This is a genomic window from Dyadobacter psychrophilus, from assembly GCF_900167945.1.
In the GTDB taxonomy this organism is placed as follows: domain Bacteria; phylum Bacteroidota; class Bacteroidia; order Cytophagales; family Spirosomataceae; genus Dyadobacter; species Dyadobacter psychrophilus.
In genome coordinates, this window is the sequence record NZ_FUZA01000004.1 from 1 (window position 1) to 18185 (window position 18185).

At 44.6% G+C, this 18185-nt stretch carries 18 protein-coding genes; 4 read left to right on the forward strand and 14 right to left on the reverse strand.

Features of this window, described 5'->3' with window-relative positions; all coding sequences use genetic code 11:
* The first annotated feature begins 325 nt into the window (after window positions 1-325).
* Window positions 326-1468, forward strand: a complete 1143-nt coding sequence (locus B5X68_RS16005) for an acyltransferase family protein (RefSeq protein WP_082215781.1) — start codon at window positions 326-328, stop codon at window positions 1466-1468.
* Here B5X68_RS16005 and B5X68_RS16010 read toward each other — a convergent pair.
* The 4 genes from B5X68_RS16010 to B5X68_RS16025 form a co-directional block, all read right to left on the reverse strand.
* Window positions 1465-2541: a winged helix DNA-binding domain-containing protein gene (locus B5X68_RS16010; protein WP_082215782.1), complete on the reverse strand. Its 1077-nt coding sequence runs from the start codon at window positions 2539-2541 to the stop codon at window positions 1465-1467. The genes B5X68_RS16005 and B5X68_RS16010 overlap by 4 nt on opposite strands.
* Before the next feature lie 38 nt (window positions 2542-2579).
* Window positions 2580-3254, reverse strand: a complete 675-nt coding sequence (locus B5X68_RS16015) for a 2-C-methyl-D-erythritol 4-phosphate cytidylyltransferase (protein ID WP_082216132.1) — start codon at window positions 3252-3254, stop codon at window positions 2580-2582.
* Window positions 3255-3336: 82 nt separating this feature from the next.
* Window positions 3337-4386, reverse strand: coding sequence for a tRNA preQ1(34) S-adenosylmethionine ribosyltransferase-isomerase QueA (gene queA, locus B5X68_RS16020; protein WP_082215783.1), 1050 nt, complete (start codon window positions 4384-4386; stop codon window positions 3337-3339).
* A 193-nt stretch (window positions 4387-4579) separates the two neighbouring features.
* Window positions 4580-6085, reverse strand: coding sequence for an acetyl-CoA carboxylase biotin carboxylase subunit (locus B5X68_RS16025; RefSeq protein ID WP_082215784.1), 1506 nt, complete (start codon window positions 6083-6085; stop codon window positions 4580-4582).
* A 188-nt stretch (window positions 6086-6273) separates the two neighbouring features.
* On the opposite strand from B5X68_RS16025, the gene B5X68_RS16030 reads away from it, so the two are divergent.
* Window positions 6274-7545, forward strand: coding sequence for an aminotransferase class I/II-fold pyridoxal phosphate-dependent enzyme (locus tag B5X68_RS16030; protein ID WP_082215785.1), 1272 nt, complete (start codon window positions 6274-6276; stop codon window positions 7543-7545).
* Window positions 7546-7800: 255 nt separating this feature from the next.
* Window positions 7801-7983, forward strand: a complete 183-nt coding sequence (locus B5X68_RS16035) for a BF3379 family histone-like protein (RefSeq protein WP_082215786.1) — start codon at window positions 7801-7803, stop codon at window positions 7981-7983.
* Window positions 7984-8025: 42 nt separating this feature from the next.
* Here B5X68_RS16035 and B5X68_RS16040 read toward each other — a convergent pair whose 3' ends face one another.
* The 3 genes from B5X68_RS16040 to B5X68_RS16050 all read right to left on the reverse strand — a co-directional run bounded on the left by B5X68_RS16040 (window position 8026) and on the right by B5X68_RS16050 (window position 9480).
* The gene (locus B5X68_RS16040) at window positions 8026-8439 is read right to left on the reverse strand and encodes a MaoC family dehydratase (protein WP_082215787.1); all 414 of its coding nucleotides are present in this window, start codon (window positions 8437-8439) and stop codon (window positions 8026-8028) included.
* A gap of 133 nt (window positions 8440-8572) precedes the next feature.
* Window positions 8573-8950: an HPF/RaiA family ribosome-associated protein gene (locus tag B5X68_RS16045; RefSeq protein ID WP_082215788.1), complete on the reverse strand. Its 378-nt coding sequence runs from the start codon at window positions 8948-8950 to the stop codon at window positions 8573-8575.
* A 227-nt stretch (window positions 8951-9177) separates the two neighbouring features.
* A complete protein-coding gene (locus tag B5X68_RS16050; RefSeq protein ID WP_082215789.1) occupies window positions 9178-9480 on the reverse strand; it encodes a DUF4286 family protein in 303 nt (100 codons plus the stop codon).
* A 106-nt stretch (window positions 9481-9586) separates the two neighbouring features.
* Between B5X68_RS16050 and B5X68_RS16055 the strand changes: the two genes are divergently transcribed.
* A complete protein-coding gene (locus B5X68_RS16055; protein ID WP_082215790.1) occupies window positions 9587-10006 on the forward strand; it encodes a cytochrome B in 420 nt (139 codons plus the stop codon).
* 75 nt (window positions 10007-10081) lie between these two features.
* Here the strand turns inward: B5X68_RS16055 and cysM are convergent, their stop codons facing one another.
* The 7 genes from cysM to B5X68_RS16090 all read right to left on the reverse strand — a co-directional run bounded on the left by cysM (window position 10082) and on the right by B5X68_RS16090 (window position 18119).
* The gene (cysM, locus tag B5X68_RS16060; protein ID WP_082215791.1) at window positions 10082-10954 is read right to left on the reverse strand and encodes a cysteine synthase CysM; all 873 of its coding nucleotides are present in this window, start codon (window positions 10952-10954) and stop codon (window positions 10082-10084) included.
* 6 nt (window positions 10955-10960) lie between these two features.
* Entirely contained in the window at window positions 10961-12169 is a 1209-nt protein-coding gene (locus B5X68_RS16065; protein WP_082215792.1) for an alpha/beta hydrolase family protein, read from the reverse strand.
* Between the two features lie 82 nt (window positions 12170-12251).
* Window positions 12252-12983, reverse strand: coding sequence for an alpha/beta fold hydrolase (locus B5X68_RS16070; RefSeq protein WP_082215793.1), 732 nt, complete (start codon window positions 12981-12983; stop codon window positions 12252-12254).
* A 116-nt stretch (window positions 12984-13099) separates the two neighbouring features.
* Window positions 13100-14806 (reverse strand): AMP-binding protein, encoded by a 1707-nt coding sequence (locus B5X68_RS16075; protein ID WP_082215794.1) that lies wholly within the window; start codon window positions 14804-14806, stop codon window positions 13100-13102.
* A 143-nt stretch (window positions 14807-14949) separates the two neighbouring features.
* Entirely contained in the window at window positions 14950-15459 is a 510-nt protein-coding gene (locus B5X68_RS16080; RefSeq protein WP_082215795.1) for a GNAT family N-acetyltransferase, read from the reverse strand.
* 29 nt (window positions 15460-15488) lie between these two features.
* On the reverse strand, window positions 15489-16880 hold the full coding sequence (locus B5X68_RS16085; protein ID WP_082215796.1) for a hypothetical protein: 1392 nt from the start codon (window positions 16878-16880) through the stop codon (window positions 15489-15491).
* Window positions 16881-16961: 81 nt separating this feature from the next.
* Window positions 16962-18119 carry a hypothetical protein gene (locus tag B5X68_RS16090; RefSeq protein ID WP_082215797.1) on the reverse strand — a complete coding sequence of 386 codons (1158 nt, stop codon included), beginning with the start codon at window positions 18117-18119 and terminating at the stop codon, window positions 16962-16964.
* Between the last annotated feature and the right edge of the window lie 66 nt (window positions 18120-18185).

An 18185-nucleotide genomic window follows, 5' to 3' on the forward strand; every position in this document is an offset into this window, starting at 1 on the left:
AAGCGGGGCTGCCCAAGCGGGGCTGCCCAAGCCGGGGGCGCCCCGCTTGAACGCAAGCCCGGCCAGAACCGCCGATTATACCGGGAGACGCTCTCTTGGCCTACGCGGCGCGGATCAAACCTGGTAAAGTTGGCGGGACGCGCAGTCTAGTCGCCACAATACTATTACAAAAGCCTTGCAGAAATGTAAGGCTTTTTGTGCCTGGTCTTCACCTTTGCCAGGCTAGGCACCCAGGTCTTTTTTGCGTTTAAAGAGCTTTGCTTTTAGTATTTAAGTAAAAAGTTAAAGCGATTGGCTTTTTTGATCTGGTGATTAAGATACAAATATGGAAACTGCTTCGGTCAATGTAACGACGGATGAAAAGAAAGCAAGCAATGTAAGAAGGCTTGCCTCAATGGACGCGCTTCGTGGCTTTGATATGCTGATGATCTCAGGAGGTGGCGCCTTCATTTATCTTTTGGGTGGGAAAACGGGTCTTGATGCTGTTGATGCTATTTCTGCTCAATTCGTTCACCCGGAATGGCATGGTTTCACATTTTACGATTTCATTTTTCCCTTGTTCCTCTTTTTGGCGGGCGCATCGCTATCTTTTAGCTTGACCGGGGGCCTTTCGAAGGGAATTGCTAAATCTGAATTGATCAGTAAAACATTCAAGCGAATGTTAATCCTTATTGCATTAGGGATACTTGACAAAAATGCGCCGATCGACATATTTGATCCTGCTCAGATTCGCTACGGAAGTGTTTTGGGTAGAATTGGCCTTGCAACATTCATTGGAGCCATTCTTTACCTGAATTTTTCGTTCAAAAACAGAATCTGGATTGCGGTTTCCACATTATTACTCTACTATTTGGTACTGATTATGATTCCGGCTCCAGGTTATGGTTCGGGCGACCTTTCTTTTGAAGGAAATCTTGTTGGCTGGTTTGATAGGAATTTTATGCCGGGAAAACTAAAACAAGGCACTTACGATGAGCTGGCACTATTGACTCAGTTTCCGGCCATTTGCTTAACGTTATTCGGAACCATTGCAGGTGACATCTTGCTCCGCACTCCGGTTGTCGGAGATAAGTTGGAGCAACTTTTCCTTTACGGCGTGATTGGGATCGTTATTGGCTTGATATGGAATATTGTTTTTCCGATTAATAAACATCTTTGGTCGAGCTCATTCATCATGCTTACCTCCGGAATGGCATTCACTATGCTGGCCATATTTTACTGGATCATTGATGTGAAGGGCTTCCAGAAATGGGCTTTCGCTTTTAAAGTAATTGGAATGAATTCTCTCGTCATTTACCTCGCCGTTCGGTTTATTGATTTCAATGCTTCTTCGAAACTACTTTTCGAGGGATTTTACAAGTACGCTCCCGAAAAATGGCATGAAGTATTTAATGCGCTGGGAGGATTTATTATCGTCTGGCTCTTCCTGTATTTTCTTTACCGAAAGAAAATATTTGTGAAAGTTTAGTCAGCGAGTGAGACGTTTTTGCCAAGATAATTGCCGTATTTCTTGGCTTCTGATGTGATCGACTTGATTTTTGCTTTTGTAAATTTTTCAAATGGGAAAATTTCGATTAAGATCTTATCTTTTTTCAAAACCCGTTTCCAAAGACCCTTAACCTTTCCGTCCACAACGATGGTTGGCATAAACATTCCATTATTACCGGGCACAATTTTGGGAGCGTGCTGCGCCGCTAATGTTAATGTCCGGTCTGTATATCCAAGCATATATTCGTCGAAACCAGGCAATAGAAAGGTCGATGGGATTGCATTCGTTTCGTAACGCCCCGTTTCGATCCAATAAATTTTGCCTTCAACTTCTATTTGCTCCAACATAGACATAACAGAATTCAACCCCTCTTTTGCATCCGAAATTTTTAATCCTGACCACCAAACGAAATCATTCAGCGTTGCAGGACCATGACTTTTGAAGTATCGTAATGCTAACTCTGCCAACGCCTCTTTCCCTTCCAAGATTTTGGAAACAGGAATCCATTCATCCAGCAGGGCATAAGTCGGTTGCTTTTCATTGTGCACACCGTGACAAATAACCTGCTTTTGCGCAAGATAGTTAATGATATGAATTCCTCTTTGACCCGCAGTTGTAATGCCAGCATTCTCCAAAATTGCATACACCTCGCTTCGCATAAGCTGCTTTCCTCCCTCCATTGCTGCAATTAGCAAATCCTGGCTTTTGTTGAAGATTGCATCATCGAGTTCCAGCTGACGATTGCGGCCTGCTGATCCTGAAATAATCCTCGGCGTAAGCAATTTTAACATCCATCTGACATCGTCCGCGGCAACGAAATGCAATGTTCCCCGCATAGGCCATGTTCTTACAATCGCTTTACGTGCGATTGCTTCGTCAATATCCGCTTCTGTTCCTCTCGGCAACCGTAATCCTAACGACCATTTCGCACCTGCATAATCCTGCGCTTGCATAGCCCCCACACATGCGACAACTTCCTCCGGGGAGTTAGAAGGGTTATGAGAGATTTGTTGATTATGAAGGCGCAATAATATGATGTCTTCGATGGTCATATTAATGATCAAAATTTTGAAAGGATAATAGCCGTAAATTAAGGCTTTTGCAGATATATTTCAGCCCAACGCAGATCTTCCGGTGTAGTGACCTTTATATTTTCATAAGAGCCGGGGATCAGATGGATCGGGAAACCTGCTGCTTCCAAAACGCTTGCGCAGTCAGTAAATTGATCGCTATAACCCGTTTCAAAAGCTTTTTGCATCCAGTCCAGGCGAAATGTTTGCGGAGTTTGGATCAATTGGAAGACGCTCCTGTCCATGGCAGCGTTTTCTCCATTTGCTTCGACTTTTCTGATAGAATCTTTGAGCGGGACGCTTGTAACTGCGCTGCCTTGTTCAGCAGCTTTTGTAAAACTGGCTGCAATAATTTCATTGCTGATCACCGGTCTTACGCCATCATGCACCGCAACGAGGCCACCATTTCCTTGAATGCTTTGCAGGCCATTTTTGACCGACGCAAACCGGGAATCTCCGCCAGCAACCAATGTATATGTGATTGAAAATAAATGTTCTTCACAAAGCTGCGTCCAGAAGGCAATTTGGTTACTGGGAAGCACTAAAATGATATTTATTGCTTCAGAATACTTTCTGAATGCGTTAATGGTGTGCATCAGGATAGGAAGACCGTTGATCCTTAAAAACTGTTTCGGAATCTCGCTCTTCATGCGATTCCCGCTTCCTCCGGCAACTATTATGGCATATTCTTGCATAGCATTCATAAAAAAATGGTCATTTATGCATCAGGAAATCAAATCCTTGACCACAAATGACCATCTTAAATTTTATTTAAACTTATATTATCAACATCGCGTCGCCGTATGTGAAAAACTTATATTTTTCCTTGATAGCAAGCTCATAAGCCTTCATAACCAAGTCAAAACCCCCAAATGCGCAAGCTGACATCAATAAGATCGACTCAGGAAGTTGGAAGTTTGATAGTAATGCATTAGCAATTTTGAAATCGTAAGGCGGGAATACAAATTTATCAGTCCAGCCTTCCACCGCTTTCAGATGTCCGCTTGCAGAAACCGATGATTCTACCGCTTTCAGCGAAGTCGTTCCAACCGCGCAAATGCGTTTTTTGTTATCTATGGCTGCATTGACAATGTCAGCGCTTCCCTGTGTGATCCTGTAATTTTCAGAATCCGTTTTGTGCTTTGTCAGATCTTCCACATCCACAGTCCGGAATGTTCCGAGACCAACGTGTAATGTTACGGGAGCAAAGTTCACGCCTTTGATCTCCAAACGCTTCATAATCGCCTTCGTGAAGTGCATACCAGCCGTTGGAGCGGCCACTGCGCCGATATGTTCAGCAAAAATGGTTTGAAAACGCTCTCTGTCCGAAGTTTCAACTTTACGTCTTGAAATAATTTCGGGAGGAAGCGGTGTTTCGCCCAATTCGTCTACCAATTTCATGAAAGCATCATTATCGCCATCATATAAGAAACGAATTGTACGACCGCGTGAGGTTGTATTGTCAATTACCTCAGCAACCAGGTCGCTATCTCCAAAATAAAGCTTGTTACCAACCCGGATTTTACGTGCCGGATCAACCAGAACGTCCCAAAGGCGCATTTCGCGGTTAAGTTCACGCAAAAGGAAGACCTCTATTTTTGCTCCTGTCTTTTCTTTTTGACCATAAAGACGAGCTGGAAATACTTTTGTATCATTAATCGCCATTACATCACCGTCATCAAAATAATTGATAAGGTCGGCAAAGGTTTTGTGTTCTATTTCTCCTGTTTTACGATGAACAACCATTAAGCGGGATTCGCCGCGGTCTGAAGGATGAAGTGCAATTAAACTTTGGGGAAGATCAAACTTAAATTCGGATAGCTTCATAGCTGAATATTCTGTGAATTTCTTTAGTCGTGAGCCAATAAGGCAATAGTGTACTTCTTATGAAAGAAATGTTGAGGGCTGGATTACTTGCATAGTTATTCCAAATTCTGTAATTTTTATGCAATCCAACATTCCAAAAAATTAAGACCGCAAAAGTAGGCAATTTTCGGGCAAAATGCAAGAGCGCCAGGCGTTAAAGATTGCGTAGGCTGCGGAGCTTCCAGGATGAAGGTTTTTTATTTTCACAGGCAGTCACAATGCCAGTTCCCTGATCCGTTTTTCTCAACAAATGGGCACTCATAATGGCTGCTAATTTCAAAGCGTCCTCTTTAATTTCTCCGATTAGCATTTCGGATTGAAAATGAGTTGAAACAAAATTCGTATCAAATTCTCCTGAAACGAAGGCAGGGTGGGTCATAACAAACTTGCAAAAAGGCAATGTGGTTTGCACGCCTGAGATCTGATATTCATCAATGGCCCGGGTCATTTTCTGAATCGTTTCTTCCCGGTCAGCGCCGTAAGTGATCAGCTTTGCGATCATCGGGTCATAATAAATCGGGATATCCATGCCCTGTTCAAACCCATCATCGACGCGCACCCCGTTTCCGTCCGGCTTAATGTATGTATGCAACTTTCCAACGTCCGGCAGGAAATTGTTGGCAGCGTCTTCGGCATAAACGCGGACTTCGATGGCATGTCCTTTAATGCTCAAATCGCTTTGCTTCAGGGTGAGCGGCCTTTCTTCTGCAATGAAGATCATTTGTTTTACCAAATCCACCCCGGTAATCTGTTCTGTAACCGGGTGTTCCACTTGGAGCCGCGTGTTCATCTCCAAAAAGTAAAAGTTTCCTTGTTCATCGAGGATGAATTCAACCGTTCCCGCTCCATAATATCCGCAGGATTTGGCTACATCAATGGCGCAGCGTCCCATTTCTGCCCGGGTTTCATTGGTAATAGAAATAGAAGGCGCTTCCTCGATCACTTTCTGGTGGCGGCGCTGGATCGAACATTCCCGCTCAAATAAATGGATAACGTTGCCATGCTGGTCGCCCAGGATTTGAATTTCAATGTGTTTGGGAGAAGTAATGTATTTTTCGATAAACACCGAACCATCGCCGAAAGAAGTTTGCGCTTCGCTAACGGCCCGATCCATTTGTTCATCAAAATCAGCCTCATTGTCAACCACCCGCATGCCTTTGCCGCCGCCTCCGGCAGATGCCTTAATCAGGATCGGATAGCCAATTTCGCTGGCCCGTGTTTTGGCATCTTTGCGATCTGTAATGGCAGTCTCCGTGCCGGGAACCATTGGAATGTTATACTGGCCTGCAGCCTGCTTTGCGGCCAGCTTACTACCCATGATCTCAATCGCTTCCGGCGAAGGCCCGATGAAAATAATGCCCGCTTCCTGCACCATCTTTGCAAAAGCCGCATTCTCGGACAAAAAACCATATCCGGGATGTATAGCATCAACATGAAGATCCTTACAAACCTGAATAATCTTATCACCTCTCAAATACGAATCAGAAGACGGCGCCGGGCCTATGCACACAGCCTCATCCGCATAACGCACATGCGGAGATTTCCTGTCAGCCTCGCTAAAAACGGCAACCGTCGCAATGTTCATTTCCCGGGCTGTCCGCATGATCCGTAAGGCAATTTCTCCACGATTGGCAACCAGGATTTTTTGTATTGAGCGCATGAAATGATTCAGAATTTGGTGGTAAGCTATGAAATCAGGGGCTTCCCGAAAAGTAGCATTTTTATTATTTTGCTAACTTACAGTTTATCCTAATGTTGATATAGTATTAAAGTAAGCGCAAATTTTTTTAATTTTGCATTTATCTAACATTTTTGTATTAATTGATTACCCACATAAAATAAAAGCGAGTGGATATTTTCGAGAAATTGCGCAACAACTCTGGTCCTATCGGAACACCAGCCAAAATGCTGAACAGTCACCACTATTTTTCTTTTCCCATGTTGGAAGGAGAGTTGGGTCCGCGCATGAGATTTATGGGTCGTGAGGTGTTGAATTGGAGCCTGAACAATTATTTGGGACTGGCCAATCATCCGGAAATTAGACAAGCTGATACTGAGGCAACTGCGAAATGGGGCCTTGCATATCCAATGGGCGCCAGAATGATGTCCGGAAACTCAACGCTCCACGAGACTTTTGAAAAAGAACTGGCTGAATTTGTCGGCAAAAAAGATGCTTTCCTCCTGAACTACGGCTATCAGGGCGTAATGTCAGCGATCGAGTGTATTTGTGACCACCGCGACGTAATCGTTTATGACGCCGAATCACATGCTTGCCTTATCGACGGAATCCGCCTGCACAAAGCGAAACTGGGTGAATACTACAAGTTTAACCATAATGATATGGTGAGCCTGGAAAAAAACCTGATCCGCGCTACAAAGCTTGCAAATGAAAAAGGCGGCGGCGTGCTGGTCATTACCGAGGGCGTTTTTGGGATGTCAGGTAAGGTTGGTGATCTGAAAGCCATTGTTGAGTTGAAGAAAAAGTATGATTTCCGTCTGCTTGTGGACGATGCGCATGGCTTCGGCACAATGGGTGAAACCGGTGCGGGAGTGGGGGAGCTTTTGGGTGTGCAAAAAGAGGTTGATCTTTACTTCTCTACATTTGCTAAATCAATGGCTGCTATCGGTGCTTTCATTGCTTCCGATGATCCCGAGATCATAATGTTCCTTAAATACAACATGCGGTCGCAGACTTACGCCAAGGCGCTTCCGATGCCTTACGTGGAAGGTTGCCGCAAACGTCTGGAGATGATCAAGACAATGCCTGAATTGCGTGCAAAGCTTTGGGAGAATGTTAAGGCAATGCAGGACGGTTTAAGAGGAAGAGGATTCAATATCGGTGAAACAGAATCACCGGTTACGCCTGTTTTCCTTCATAGCGAAGGCGGTGTTCCCGAAGTGACCCGGATGGTTCGTGATTTGCGCGAGAATATGGGTGTTTTCTGTTCGATCGTTGTGTACCCGGTTGTACCGAAAGGTCAGATCATGTTGCGCATCATTCCTACCGCTGCACATACATTAGAAGATGTGGAATATACGTTGAATGCCTTTACTACTTTGGCAGACAAATTAAAAAACAGGGTTTACCAAATTGAGGACGTACAGGAGGTTGTTGAATAAGAAATCCGCATTATTTGCTTTCTGAGGGCTTTTTTTAAAAAGGCCCTCTTTTTTTTGCTTTTATTTTGAAATTTTAATAATTAGTAATCGTCTGATTAATAGATGTTTATGTGTTTGCAATTAATTAATTGTATTTTAGAAGTGTTTTTTTTTGTTTTTTGGATTGCGGAAATGCTTTTAATTACTAAATTTCGGTCAAAACATGCGTTTTTAGCGTGTAGAAGGCATTTTTTAAACTAAAAAACAAACACAAACATGGCAAGATTTGATGAAGTCAAAGATTTGATCCTTTCGCTTGAAGGCGATTTCGATAAGTTCTATGCAAAAGGCAACCAAGCAGCTGGAACGCGTGTTCGTAAAGGCATGCAGGACCTGAAAACGTTGGCTCAGGATATCCGCGCCGAAGTTCAAAACAAGAAGAACACCGGAGACGCATAACATTGATATAAAAGCCCGGGTATCGAGTCCGGGCTCTTTATTTCAAAACTTCTCTGTATTAATCATTGTCGCCACGCCCCGCGTGACCACCTTCTTTGTCGTTGCATCCACAATCTCCGTGGAAATTTCCGCAATGTGCTTTTCCGCATTAATGCTTTTAATAGTAAACACTGCTTTATAGTCCGTTTCCACGAACATAGGGCGAAGAAATTCCAATGTTTGTTTCAGATAAATGGACCCAAATCCAGGAAATTGCGTTCCCAATACTTTCGTGAAAATAGTGGCGCCCAGCATGCCGTGAATGATCGGCTTTTTAAAAGACGTCGTGGCAGCATATTCGGCATCAAGGTGGATTGGATTATTGTCGCCAGTCAGGTCTGCGAAGCGCTGAACTTCTTCCTGGGTCAATCGGAACGGTTGTTCAAAACTACTATCTACAACGGGGTCAACATTCATAATAAATCGTTATTACAGTAAGAAAAGCTTAAAATTCGTTCAATTATCCGATTGTTGCAAACACACCGGTTGGCCTTAAGCAAAATAAGCCGTCCCGGATCGGGGCGGCTTATTTTGCTTATTATATATGTTGTTACTCTTCTGTTTCCTCCGTTATAACCGTAACGCCGTCTTCTAATGCTACACCTTCAATAATCTTCGGTGCCCTGGCATTGTTACGTTTGTCTTTAAACTTTTTAACCTGCATTTTCAATGTATCAATCGCTAAATCAGTTGCTTCCTCGAATGTCGTCCCTTGCTCTCTCACAAACATGGTTCCTCCCGGAACATAAAGTTTAACTTCAAGAAGTTTGGTCTGTAACTTGGCATTGTCACTTTTATCCAATCTCAAAAACACCTCTCCACTGGTTATACGGTCATAAAACGTATCAAGTTTATCTAACTTTTGTTGAATAAAGCTCAACAACTTAGGATCGGCGTCAAAATGAATTGCTTGCATTTGCAGTCTCATAAGCACTTTGTTTTAAGGTAAAACATATTTTAAACCGTTCTATCAACATGTATGCCGGGGCAGCTACTACAGTTCAGATCAACTCAACCCAATTCTAAAAACCCCCTCCAAACACCATTTTTGATCTTAACGGTATATTAAATAAAGGGAAATAATAGGGTAATGTCAAGTAAACCCGGTTGTTTTTAAATATATTTATTTTACCTCAAAAGTGTAGAAATAATCCGTCAGGCCTCCTCTAAAAGTGTCCGGAATGATACATATTGACCACTAAAACGGGCGTGATGTTTCTCCTGTAAATCCGCCTGAAAGTGGGTCTGATATGCCAGAAAATCCTCCATAGTCCGAAATAAAAATTGCGATGTGTAAGTCGATCCTTCGTTTTCGATTTCTGTGAGTAACCGTAAAAGTTTACAGTCGAGCGGCAGCTTTGTCGCCAGGATTTCGGGGATGTGAACCGTCTTCATATAATGCAGCCAATCCTTTTCAGCGGCATAACTAATGTTGACGGTAATGTTAAATATGATCATGATATTTTAAATTTTTGAGACTTTTTGTTGTGCAAATATCAAGCATAATGCCCGATTGAGCGTTACATTTGCATACTTTTACTTATTCACCATAAACTGATTTGATATGAACGCGCTTATACGTGCCCACTCAGGCCTCCGTTATGTAGTGTTGGCACTCTTAATTGCCGCGATATTTACTGCTTATTCCAATTGGCAAAAAGGCGCTTCCGGCGATAGCAAAATATATCTGTTCGCATTCATTGCTACCCATACGCAGTTGCTGCTAGGGCTGATCCTTTACACGATGAGCGCAAAAGTGAATTTTGATCTGATCAGCGAGAAGGTCTTCCGTTTCTATTCTATCGAGCACATATTCATGATGCTGATCGCCATTGTGCTGATAACAGTAGGGAGAATAAGGTCGAAGAAACTGACTGGCCCGGCCAAACACAGAACAGTGCTTTACTTTTACGCAATGGGCCTGATCATTATTCTCGTCGCTATTCCCTGGCCTTTCAGAAACCTTGGTTCAGGCTGGTTCTGATCAGCAAGAATTCGTTTAATATAATGGCTTTCTAAGTTCGGAGCATGATCCCGGCATTTAGAAAGCCGTTTTTTTTTATCCAAACAAATCACTCGACAGATAGCGATCGCCGCGGTCGCAGATGATACAAACGATTACGCCTTCCTTTAACTCCTTCGCAAGCTCCACGGCCGCCCATGTTGCACCGCCACTGCTCATTCCCGCAAAAACGGCTTCTTCCCGCGCCAGTTTCCTGGTCATCAGGACTGCATCGTCCTGGGTAACTTCGATAACACGGTCTACGCGGTTTCTTTCGAATATCTTGGGCAGATATTCAACGGGCCATTTTCTGATGCCCGGAATGCTCGATCCGTCCGTGGGCTGACAGCCTACGATCTGAATGTCTGGATTTTGTTCTTTCAAATACCGGGAAACACCCATAATAGTGCCCGTAGTGCCCATGGATGATACAAAATGCGTGATGGCTTGATTGGTATCCTTATATATTTCGGGTCCGGTTGTGTTATAATGTGCTTTCCAATTATCGGCGTTTGCAAATTGATTCAGCATAAAATAGCCACCGGCTGCTGCCTTTTCCTCAGCAATGTCCCGGGCGCTTTCCATAGATTCCGAAAGCACTACTTTTGCGCCATAAGCTTCCATTGTCAGCACGCGTTCTTTTGTCGAGCTTTGCGGCATAATGAGCTCAATTTCGAGATCAAACAAACGGGCTATCATGGCCAGCGCAATGCCCGTATTTCCGCTCGTGGCTTCAATCAGCTTGGTTCCCGAAGTTACTTCTCCGCGGTCCATAGCACCTTTAATCATACTGAATGCAGCACGATCCTTTACGCTTCCGCCAGGATTGTTGCCTTCCAGCTTACCAAAAATTTTTACGTCTGGATTGGGATTGATTTTTTTTAATTCAACAAGGGGCGTGTTACCAACCAGATCTAGAAGTGAGAACATGTATTATTATTTTGTACTGGTAAAAAATGCAAGGGTGCCGATCAGGAAATGTGAGACAGAACTGCCGTGAGTCCCACCCGGAATCGTCGTCAGCGTCACATTCGCACCCAATGCTTTCATTGTATCGTAAGCTTTCACGGAATTAAAATAAAAGACTAAATCATCTTTATCGCCGTGATATAGCTGCACGGGTACTTTTGGCTTCCAGTTGTAGACATCGTTATCCGCAATAGCGTCGATAAACTTTTTGTCTTTCCCGTCATTCAGATCTGTCTTAAAGCTTTCATTCAAAGCAGAGTCAAAACTTTGATTAATAGGAGCTGAAATCCCATTAGCCGTAATATTGGTCGCAAATGGTTCTTTGAAATAATAGGACGCCGGGCGGTTCAGATTGTAAATCCGGTCATATGTCAACAAAACCCAGGTGTAAAGCGCATTATAAGAAGCAATTCCATGCGTTTTTGTATTAATAACGTGTTCCATGAAGGCGGTTTTATCATAGGCGCCCGCGCCGCAGCTGGAAGCCCTTAAATTAAATTCGCCGACCGCTTCTTCCTCGATCATTTTATGCAAAGACATGGTCGCATAACCACCCTCGCTATATCCTGCGATGTATAATTTTTCATCCCATTTCACATCCGTTTGCCCTTTCAGAAACTCTTTAGCCGCACGGAGCATATCCAGTGAAGCCGACGCCAGGCTTGCCCGGTGCTCGTAGGGATGAGGAAGATCTTTGGAAGCGCCGTAGCCTATATAATCCGGATAAGCGATAATGTAACCCATTGAGCCAAACAACGAGCCGAATGATGCTGCCTCGGCGCCATCCTGGAAGTTGGAAGGGGCAGATGCGTCCTCGCGGATCGTGCCGTGCTGTACGCTGATTATTGATGCCGGACTGGACGTTGCAGGCAAAATTAACGCGCCGGAAGCCGTAATATCGGTTCCGTCCGTATTCTTGGTCTTATAGGTGATTTTATAAACTTTTATGCCGTTTTTGACATAACCCACCAGAATCGGATTGAGATCGCTGGCTTTTTGCGCGACCTGCTCTTTCGTCAGCTCGGTGATGACGGTGCTTTCCTCGAGATATTGATTCTCTACCGGCGGGTCAATGGGCTCTGGCTTGTCGTCCTTGCACGAATAAAGGAGCAATAAACTCCAGACAAGCAGGAAGGATAATTTTCTTTGAAACACTACGATCGTAAATTTTTGCATAATCTTGGAAAACAGGTCATCGTTCAAGTGTAGATAACGAACGATGACCTGTTTTAGATCGTGAAACTGTGAATTTTCTGACTTAAATTTTTCCCATATACCAGTTGATCATCCGTGCGGATGCATCCGGTCGTTCAACCATTCCCAAGTGTCCTGCTTCGGCAAGGATGAACGGGTAGCTTTGCTTCGGAAATTCCGACAATGTGATCACGCTTTCAAAGGGAATAAGCTTATCCTGCATCCCGATAATAAACAAGACCGGGAAGGGCATACGCGTGAGTACGGCTGAGCGATCGGGGCGGTTGCGCATGGCGATAATGCCTGCAATAAGCGCGTCCGCAGGAAGTTTGCCGAAATGGATAATGTGCTCTTTTACGCGATCCGGAAAAAGTTCTTTGTAACGCTCTCCAAAAAGGTTTCCGGCCGTATTTTTTACAAAAGCCTCAGTGCCATGATTTTTCAGTAATTCAATGGTCTGATTGCGCTGGTGTTTTTTTGCCTCATCGTCGGCATATGCCGTGGAGTGAAACAGCCCGAAGCCTTCGAGCATGTCCATATATTTGTCAGCAAATGCGAGGGCAATGTAACCGCCCATCGAGTGGCCGATCAGCGTGCACTTTGTAATGTTTGCATTGGTAAGGAACCTGTGCAATTCGTCTGCATAATCTTCAACGGACTGGCAGAATGTGAATAAGGAAATATTGGGCCTGACTATTGTGAAATCTTCATTAAGCGCGGCATCAAGGTTGTCCCAAATCGTATCATCTATGCCATGTCCGTGTAACAATACCAAAGTTTTCCGGTGTAGATTCATATAGATTTGCTTTCAAGGTTGAGAACTTGTTTGGCTAAATATACATAAACCTAAGGCTTTCCAGGCTTTTTTAAGCGAATAGATTGTGTTGCAAGCGCCTGTTTCGGCTATTTTGCCTAAGCCATTTCCTCTTCTCGTAATGCTCTTCTGAGAATTTTACCAACATTGGTTTTGGGCAGTTCGCTTCTGAATTCAATGCGCCGGGGAATCTTATATCCGGTTAAATTTTCTTTGCAGAATGCCTTCACTTTTTCTTCCGTAAGCGCGGGATCTTTTTTCACAATGAAGATTTTCACTAGTTCTCCGGACTTTTCATCCGGAACACCCACACACGCAACTTCCAATACGCCAGGGCATTGGGAGACGACTTCTTCGATCTCATTTGGATATACATTAAAACCGGAAACCAGGATCATGTCCTTCTTCCGGTCCACTATTTTGAAAAAGCCGTCTTCGTCCTCATAACCAATGTCACCCGTCTTGAACCACCTGCCGCTCTCATCCTCAAAGATCACTTTCACGGTTTCATCAGGACGGTTGTAATAACCCAACATAATTTGAGGCCCTTTGGCGCAAATCTCTCCTCTTTCTCCCAAAGCAGCCCAGGATTCATCATCCTTTAGAATGCGCATTTCCGTGCTCGGGAAAGGAAGTCCGATCGTGCCGGATTTATGGTGGTCATCCAACGGATTTACAGAAAGCACCGGCGAAGTTTCGGATAATCCGTAACCTTCAACCAGCGGGCAGCCTGTCACTTTTTCCCAGCGTTCCGCCACCACTTTTTGCAAAGCCATTCCTCCGGCAATGGTTATTTTTAGCTCCGAGAAGTCAACGGAAGCGAAATCGGGATTGTTAAGCAGGCCATTGAACAATGTATTCAGGCCGGGGAAAATATGGAAACTGAATTTTTTCAGTTCTTTCACAAATGCAGGAATATCCTTGGGGTTAGTGATGAGGATATTTAATGCCCCCCATTTAATGCCGCATAACCCATTAATTGTTAATGCGAAAACGTGATATAATGGCAACGCGCCCACAATGGTAAGCTGGCCTGTTGCTGGCGAGCGCCTCATCTTAGACATTAGCCACTCGTTAATGCCCTCCACATTCGCGATCAGATTGCGGTGTGTGAGCATTGCACCTTTCGAAACGCCAGTTGTGCCGCCTGTATATTGGATAAATGCAATGTCGATCCCTGAAATAACGGGCCGTTTGTATTCACGGCTTGCGCCTATGGACAATGCTTTTGAAAGGGAGACCGCTTCAGGAACATTGTATTTCGGAACCATCTTTTTTACATACTTCACGACCGCATTCACGATCTGTTTCTTGGGAAAACCCAAAAGATCGCCGATTTCTGTAATGATAATGTGTTGAATGTTCGTATTCGCAACTATTTTTTCGAGGTTCACCGCAAAGTTTGCCAGGATCACGACTGCTTTGGCTCCCGAATCTTTAAACTGATGCTGCATCTCCCGGGGCGTATAAAGCGGATTAGTATTGACTATCACCAATCCCGCACGCAATGCGCCCATCATGACCACCGGATATTGCAGCAGATTAGGCATCTGAATAGCAATCCTATCGCCCTGAACCAGCCCAAGTCCTTGTAAATAAGCCGCGAAATTTCTGGATAACTCATCAACCTGACCGAATGTAAGCTGCTTATCCATATTGGTATAGGCAGGTTTGTCGGCATTTTCACGGAAACTTATTTCCATCATTTCCAGCAGAGAGCCGTATGCATCGGGATTTATTTCATAGGGAATGCCTTCGGGATAATTTTTCAGCCACGGATAGGTGTCCTTTGATATAGCTATCATAATTCGGAAGGGGAAAAGGGTGCAAAATAGGTGCGTTTTCTAAAAATCAAGGTAATCAATAACCAAAGAAAATATTGATCCAGTCCAATAAATTTTTTGAAAAACAATAATTACTTAATGATAACGGACAAGTGCACAAAGAATTATTTTCGTGCCAGTTCCCACCTCCAGAGTGGCCCCTCATCGGGATCATTAATGTCCTCGGTTTGCTTAAAACCTATTTTTTCAAGGATTTTCACGGAGCCATTTTCTTCCCTGGCCGTGTGCGCAACGATTTTATGAACACCAGGCTGTGCAAATGCGTAGTCGGTGAGTCCTTTGGCCGTTTCCGCGCCCAAGCCTTTCAAACGGTGGGAAGGCATAATCTCGTAACCGATCTCCACCATTCCGTTCGCGTCAGGCTCGCCTTTGTAGCCGCAGGAACCGATCAGCATGTTGTCGGGAATGTGTATAATCAAATAAACCCACCAGTCTCTCAATGGAGGGTGGGCTTTCCAGCGGTGATAGGAAGGTGTAAAAGTATCCCGGAACTCGGTCCACTTTTTGGGAACATTAACACCCATTACGCGGGCTAATGTGTTATTACCCATGCGAATGGCGTCAAATAGCGTGTCGTCGCAGGGTACAATCCTTAAATTGGGGGTTAGAATCATATCAATAATTTAACCCCCAATTTAGAACATTATGAGTTGTTTTCGTCAAATCGGTCGGTTATTGCTTTCCGGATCGCCTGGTGCGGGCGCATTCCGGTAGCTCGTGAACGTGGAACCGCCCTGTCTGCGGAAGCATTGGATTTGGCGCGTAATGCAAGATTCGAAACGGTTAAATGACTGTTTCGCCATGCCTCATACTCTTCCTCGCTCATCACATCCTTGCTGACCTGGCCGTGCGCATAACCGTCGCCATAGGAATGGACGCGGCTGTCGGTTAATGTTTGCTTGCGTTCTGCTTCCAGATTATTAATCTCAGCTTTGATTGCTGCTTCTTCCTGTTTCAATTCTTCCAGGGCAGGCATTACCGCAATGTCATTTTCAAGAATGCTTTTTTGGGTCAAATGTGCAGTAAGCGCTTCCTGTAACGGCTCCATTTGTTTCAAAATGCGCTTTCTTCTGCGCCTTAACCGCCATAATTTAGGGTCAATTTGCAACCAGCGATACCAGAAACCCTGTAAAACCGGCAACGCCATGCCCAGTGAAACGGCACCCGCGATCGCGAAAAGCACACCGCTTAGTACGAACGAAAGCAACGCCCATGGACTGTTTACAAGATCCAGGTTCAGCTGATCGGAATTGCGAAGCGCTTCCTCAATCTTGTTGGTCAGTTCGGGACTGTTAACCGGCGCGCCTGTAAGCGGGTCCACCGCATTCAATTGCAGGTTTTTAACGGATTTATTGATCGCTTCTTTCAATTTGTCAGTCCGGTAAGCCTCATAACGGAACCACCCCAGAATGATCAATGTAACAATGGCAAAAATAGAAAGGACTAGCTTGAAGCCGGCATAACGCGATCTAGCTTTCGGCGTCTCATTCTTATGATAGGGTTCTTCCACCAAGCGGTCATAGGCCGGTTTCAAAAGGATTGACAACATGGCCAAACCGATCGCAAATGCCCAGGCCTCATTCGAATTCCGAATGTTCAATGCGTAAGCCACAATTTCGTGCGAGATGATCAGGTCACCCGCGATGAAAGAAATGCCGGCTGCCAGGAATATGAGCCCTGCTATCAAAGAGTAGGATGGCGCCTTACTTGCACGTTTCTCCCTCAGTTCTTCGGACATTGTGTCAATCTCAGCGATTAATTTTTCACTATCCTGCACCTTTTTAGCAGTGTTGTTGAGGCCCATCACCTCATTTTGCAGCTTGTCGTAGGCCGTTTTATGCTGCCGGATCGTTTCCTGCTGCTTATTTTTTACCGAAAAAAGCTCTTCTTTCTTGGTGTTGATTCTTTCAATAACCCAGTCGTGATTCACATTACTGGACAGGTAAGCTTCGTACACCTGGCGGTCAATGCCTTCAATTCCACTGGAATATCCGTGCTGAAAGTCACCACCCTGGTTTGGATTCTGCTCGTTCATGACGTTCTATATTTTGTATGATCGAAAATCAATTTTAGTAATTTATCAGGTTAACTTTCGAAAAAGCCATGCCTGTCAACATTATTCCCTGCTTTTTTGGATCAAATTCAACTGTCTCGTGGTCAGCTCATTTTTCATCCTTCTGGCCAGGTAAAACTCACTTTCGAAAAGTTTGACCAGCATATCCCTTTTTGCGTAAAGCCGGTCGCGTTCGGTTTCTGCTGTGCTTTGTTCACGGAGGATCTGCCATTTTTTAACCCGTAACTGGTCGATTTCCTCTTGCAGGGTCTGGCACTCCGTCTCCCAGTTGTAGTTGTTGTCGGCAAAATTCCTGCTGTCTTTCCGAATGTTCAGCCAGGCCTGCATATCATTGCGCAACACCGTAATGTTGCTCAGCAAAAGCTTTCCTGCGAACATAAAAAGGAAGAAAACGAAGACAAAAAGCGCAAACGCCTGCCACCAGGTCTGGTGCGTGATCACGTTCGCGAACACAAACAATGCTGCTGCAAACGGAAGGCCGATCTCTTCCAAAAGCGATTTCCAGGTCACGCGGACTTCGGTGTCATGAAAAAGAGAAATTTTTCCAAACAGACTAAACATTCCCGCCAGGAAAACACCCAGCGCGATCCACGAATTGTCGGCAAAAACGGGTTTCAGCGATTCCCTTATCAGGAAAAAGTTGCCGATGCACATGGCAATGCAAAGGGTTATGCCGATCAGCGTTCGGGGTAAATGGTGCTCGCGCTGAGCATTATTTACCGGGTTTTTAAGTTTGTCCTTTAATTCCTCAATCCGGTTATTTTTCTGCCCGATAAAGAGGTTAAGCTCCTGAATGCGTTCGTTATGCTGCTCAATGCTGGCCATGTGTCCGGCAACGAGATTGGAGAAATATTTATGGATAATGTCCGTCTTTTCGTGCGGGTCAGATTCCGAAAGACCGAACAGCACGCCTTCGTCGCGCAATGTATCCTCGTCTTCAAGCCAGTAAGGAACAGCCACTTCCACTTTTTGCATTTCGGGAATGTCGGCAGCAGCTGGCTGAGGTGCTTGCACAGCAGTAGCGGGAATTACATTAGGGCGGATTTCCGACACCGGTGCAACAGGATTGACTAAGGGAGAATAATCGGAGGGAGCGGTTGGAGCCGTTTCATTTTCAACAGCCTCATCATCATAGTATTGGTCCGCGTCGGACGCGTTGGGGCGGAACCAGTTCGCAATCAGTTCAGTCAATTTTGCCATATTTTTTCATGGGTTAACCTGCGATTATCCATGAAAACAGAGAAAATTGCTACATTATTGTGATGA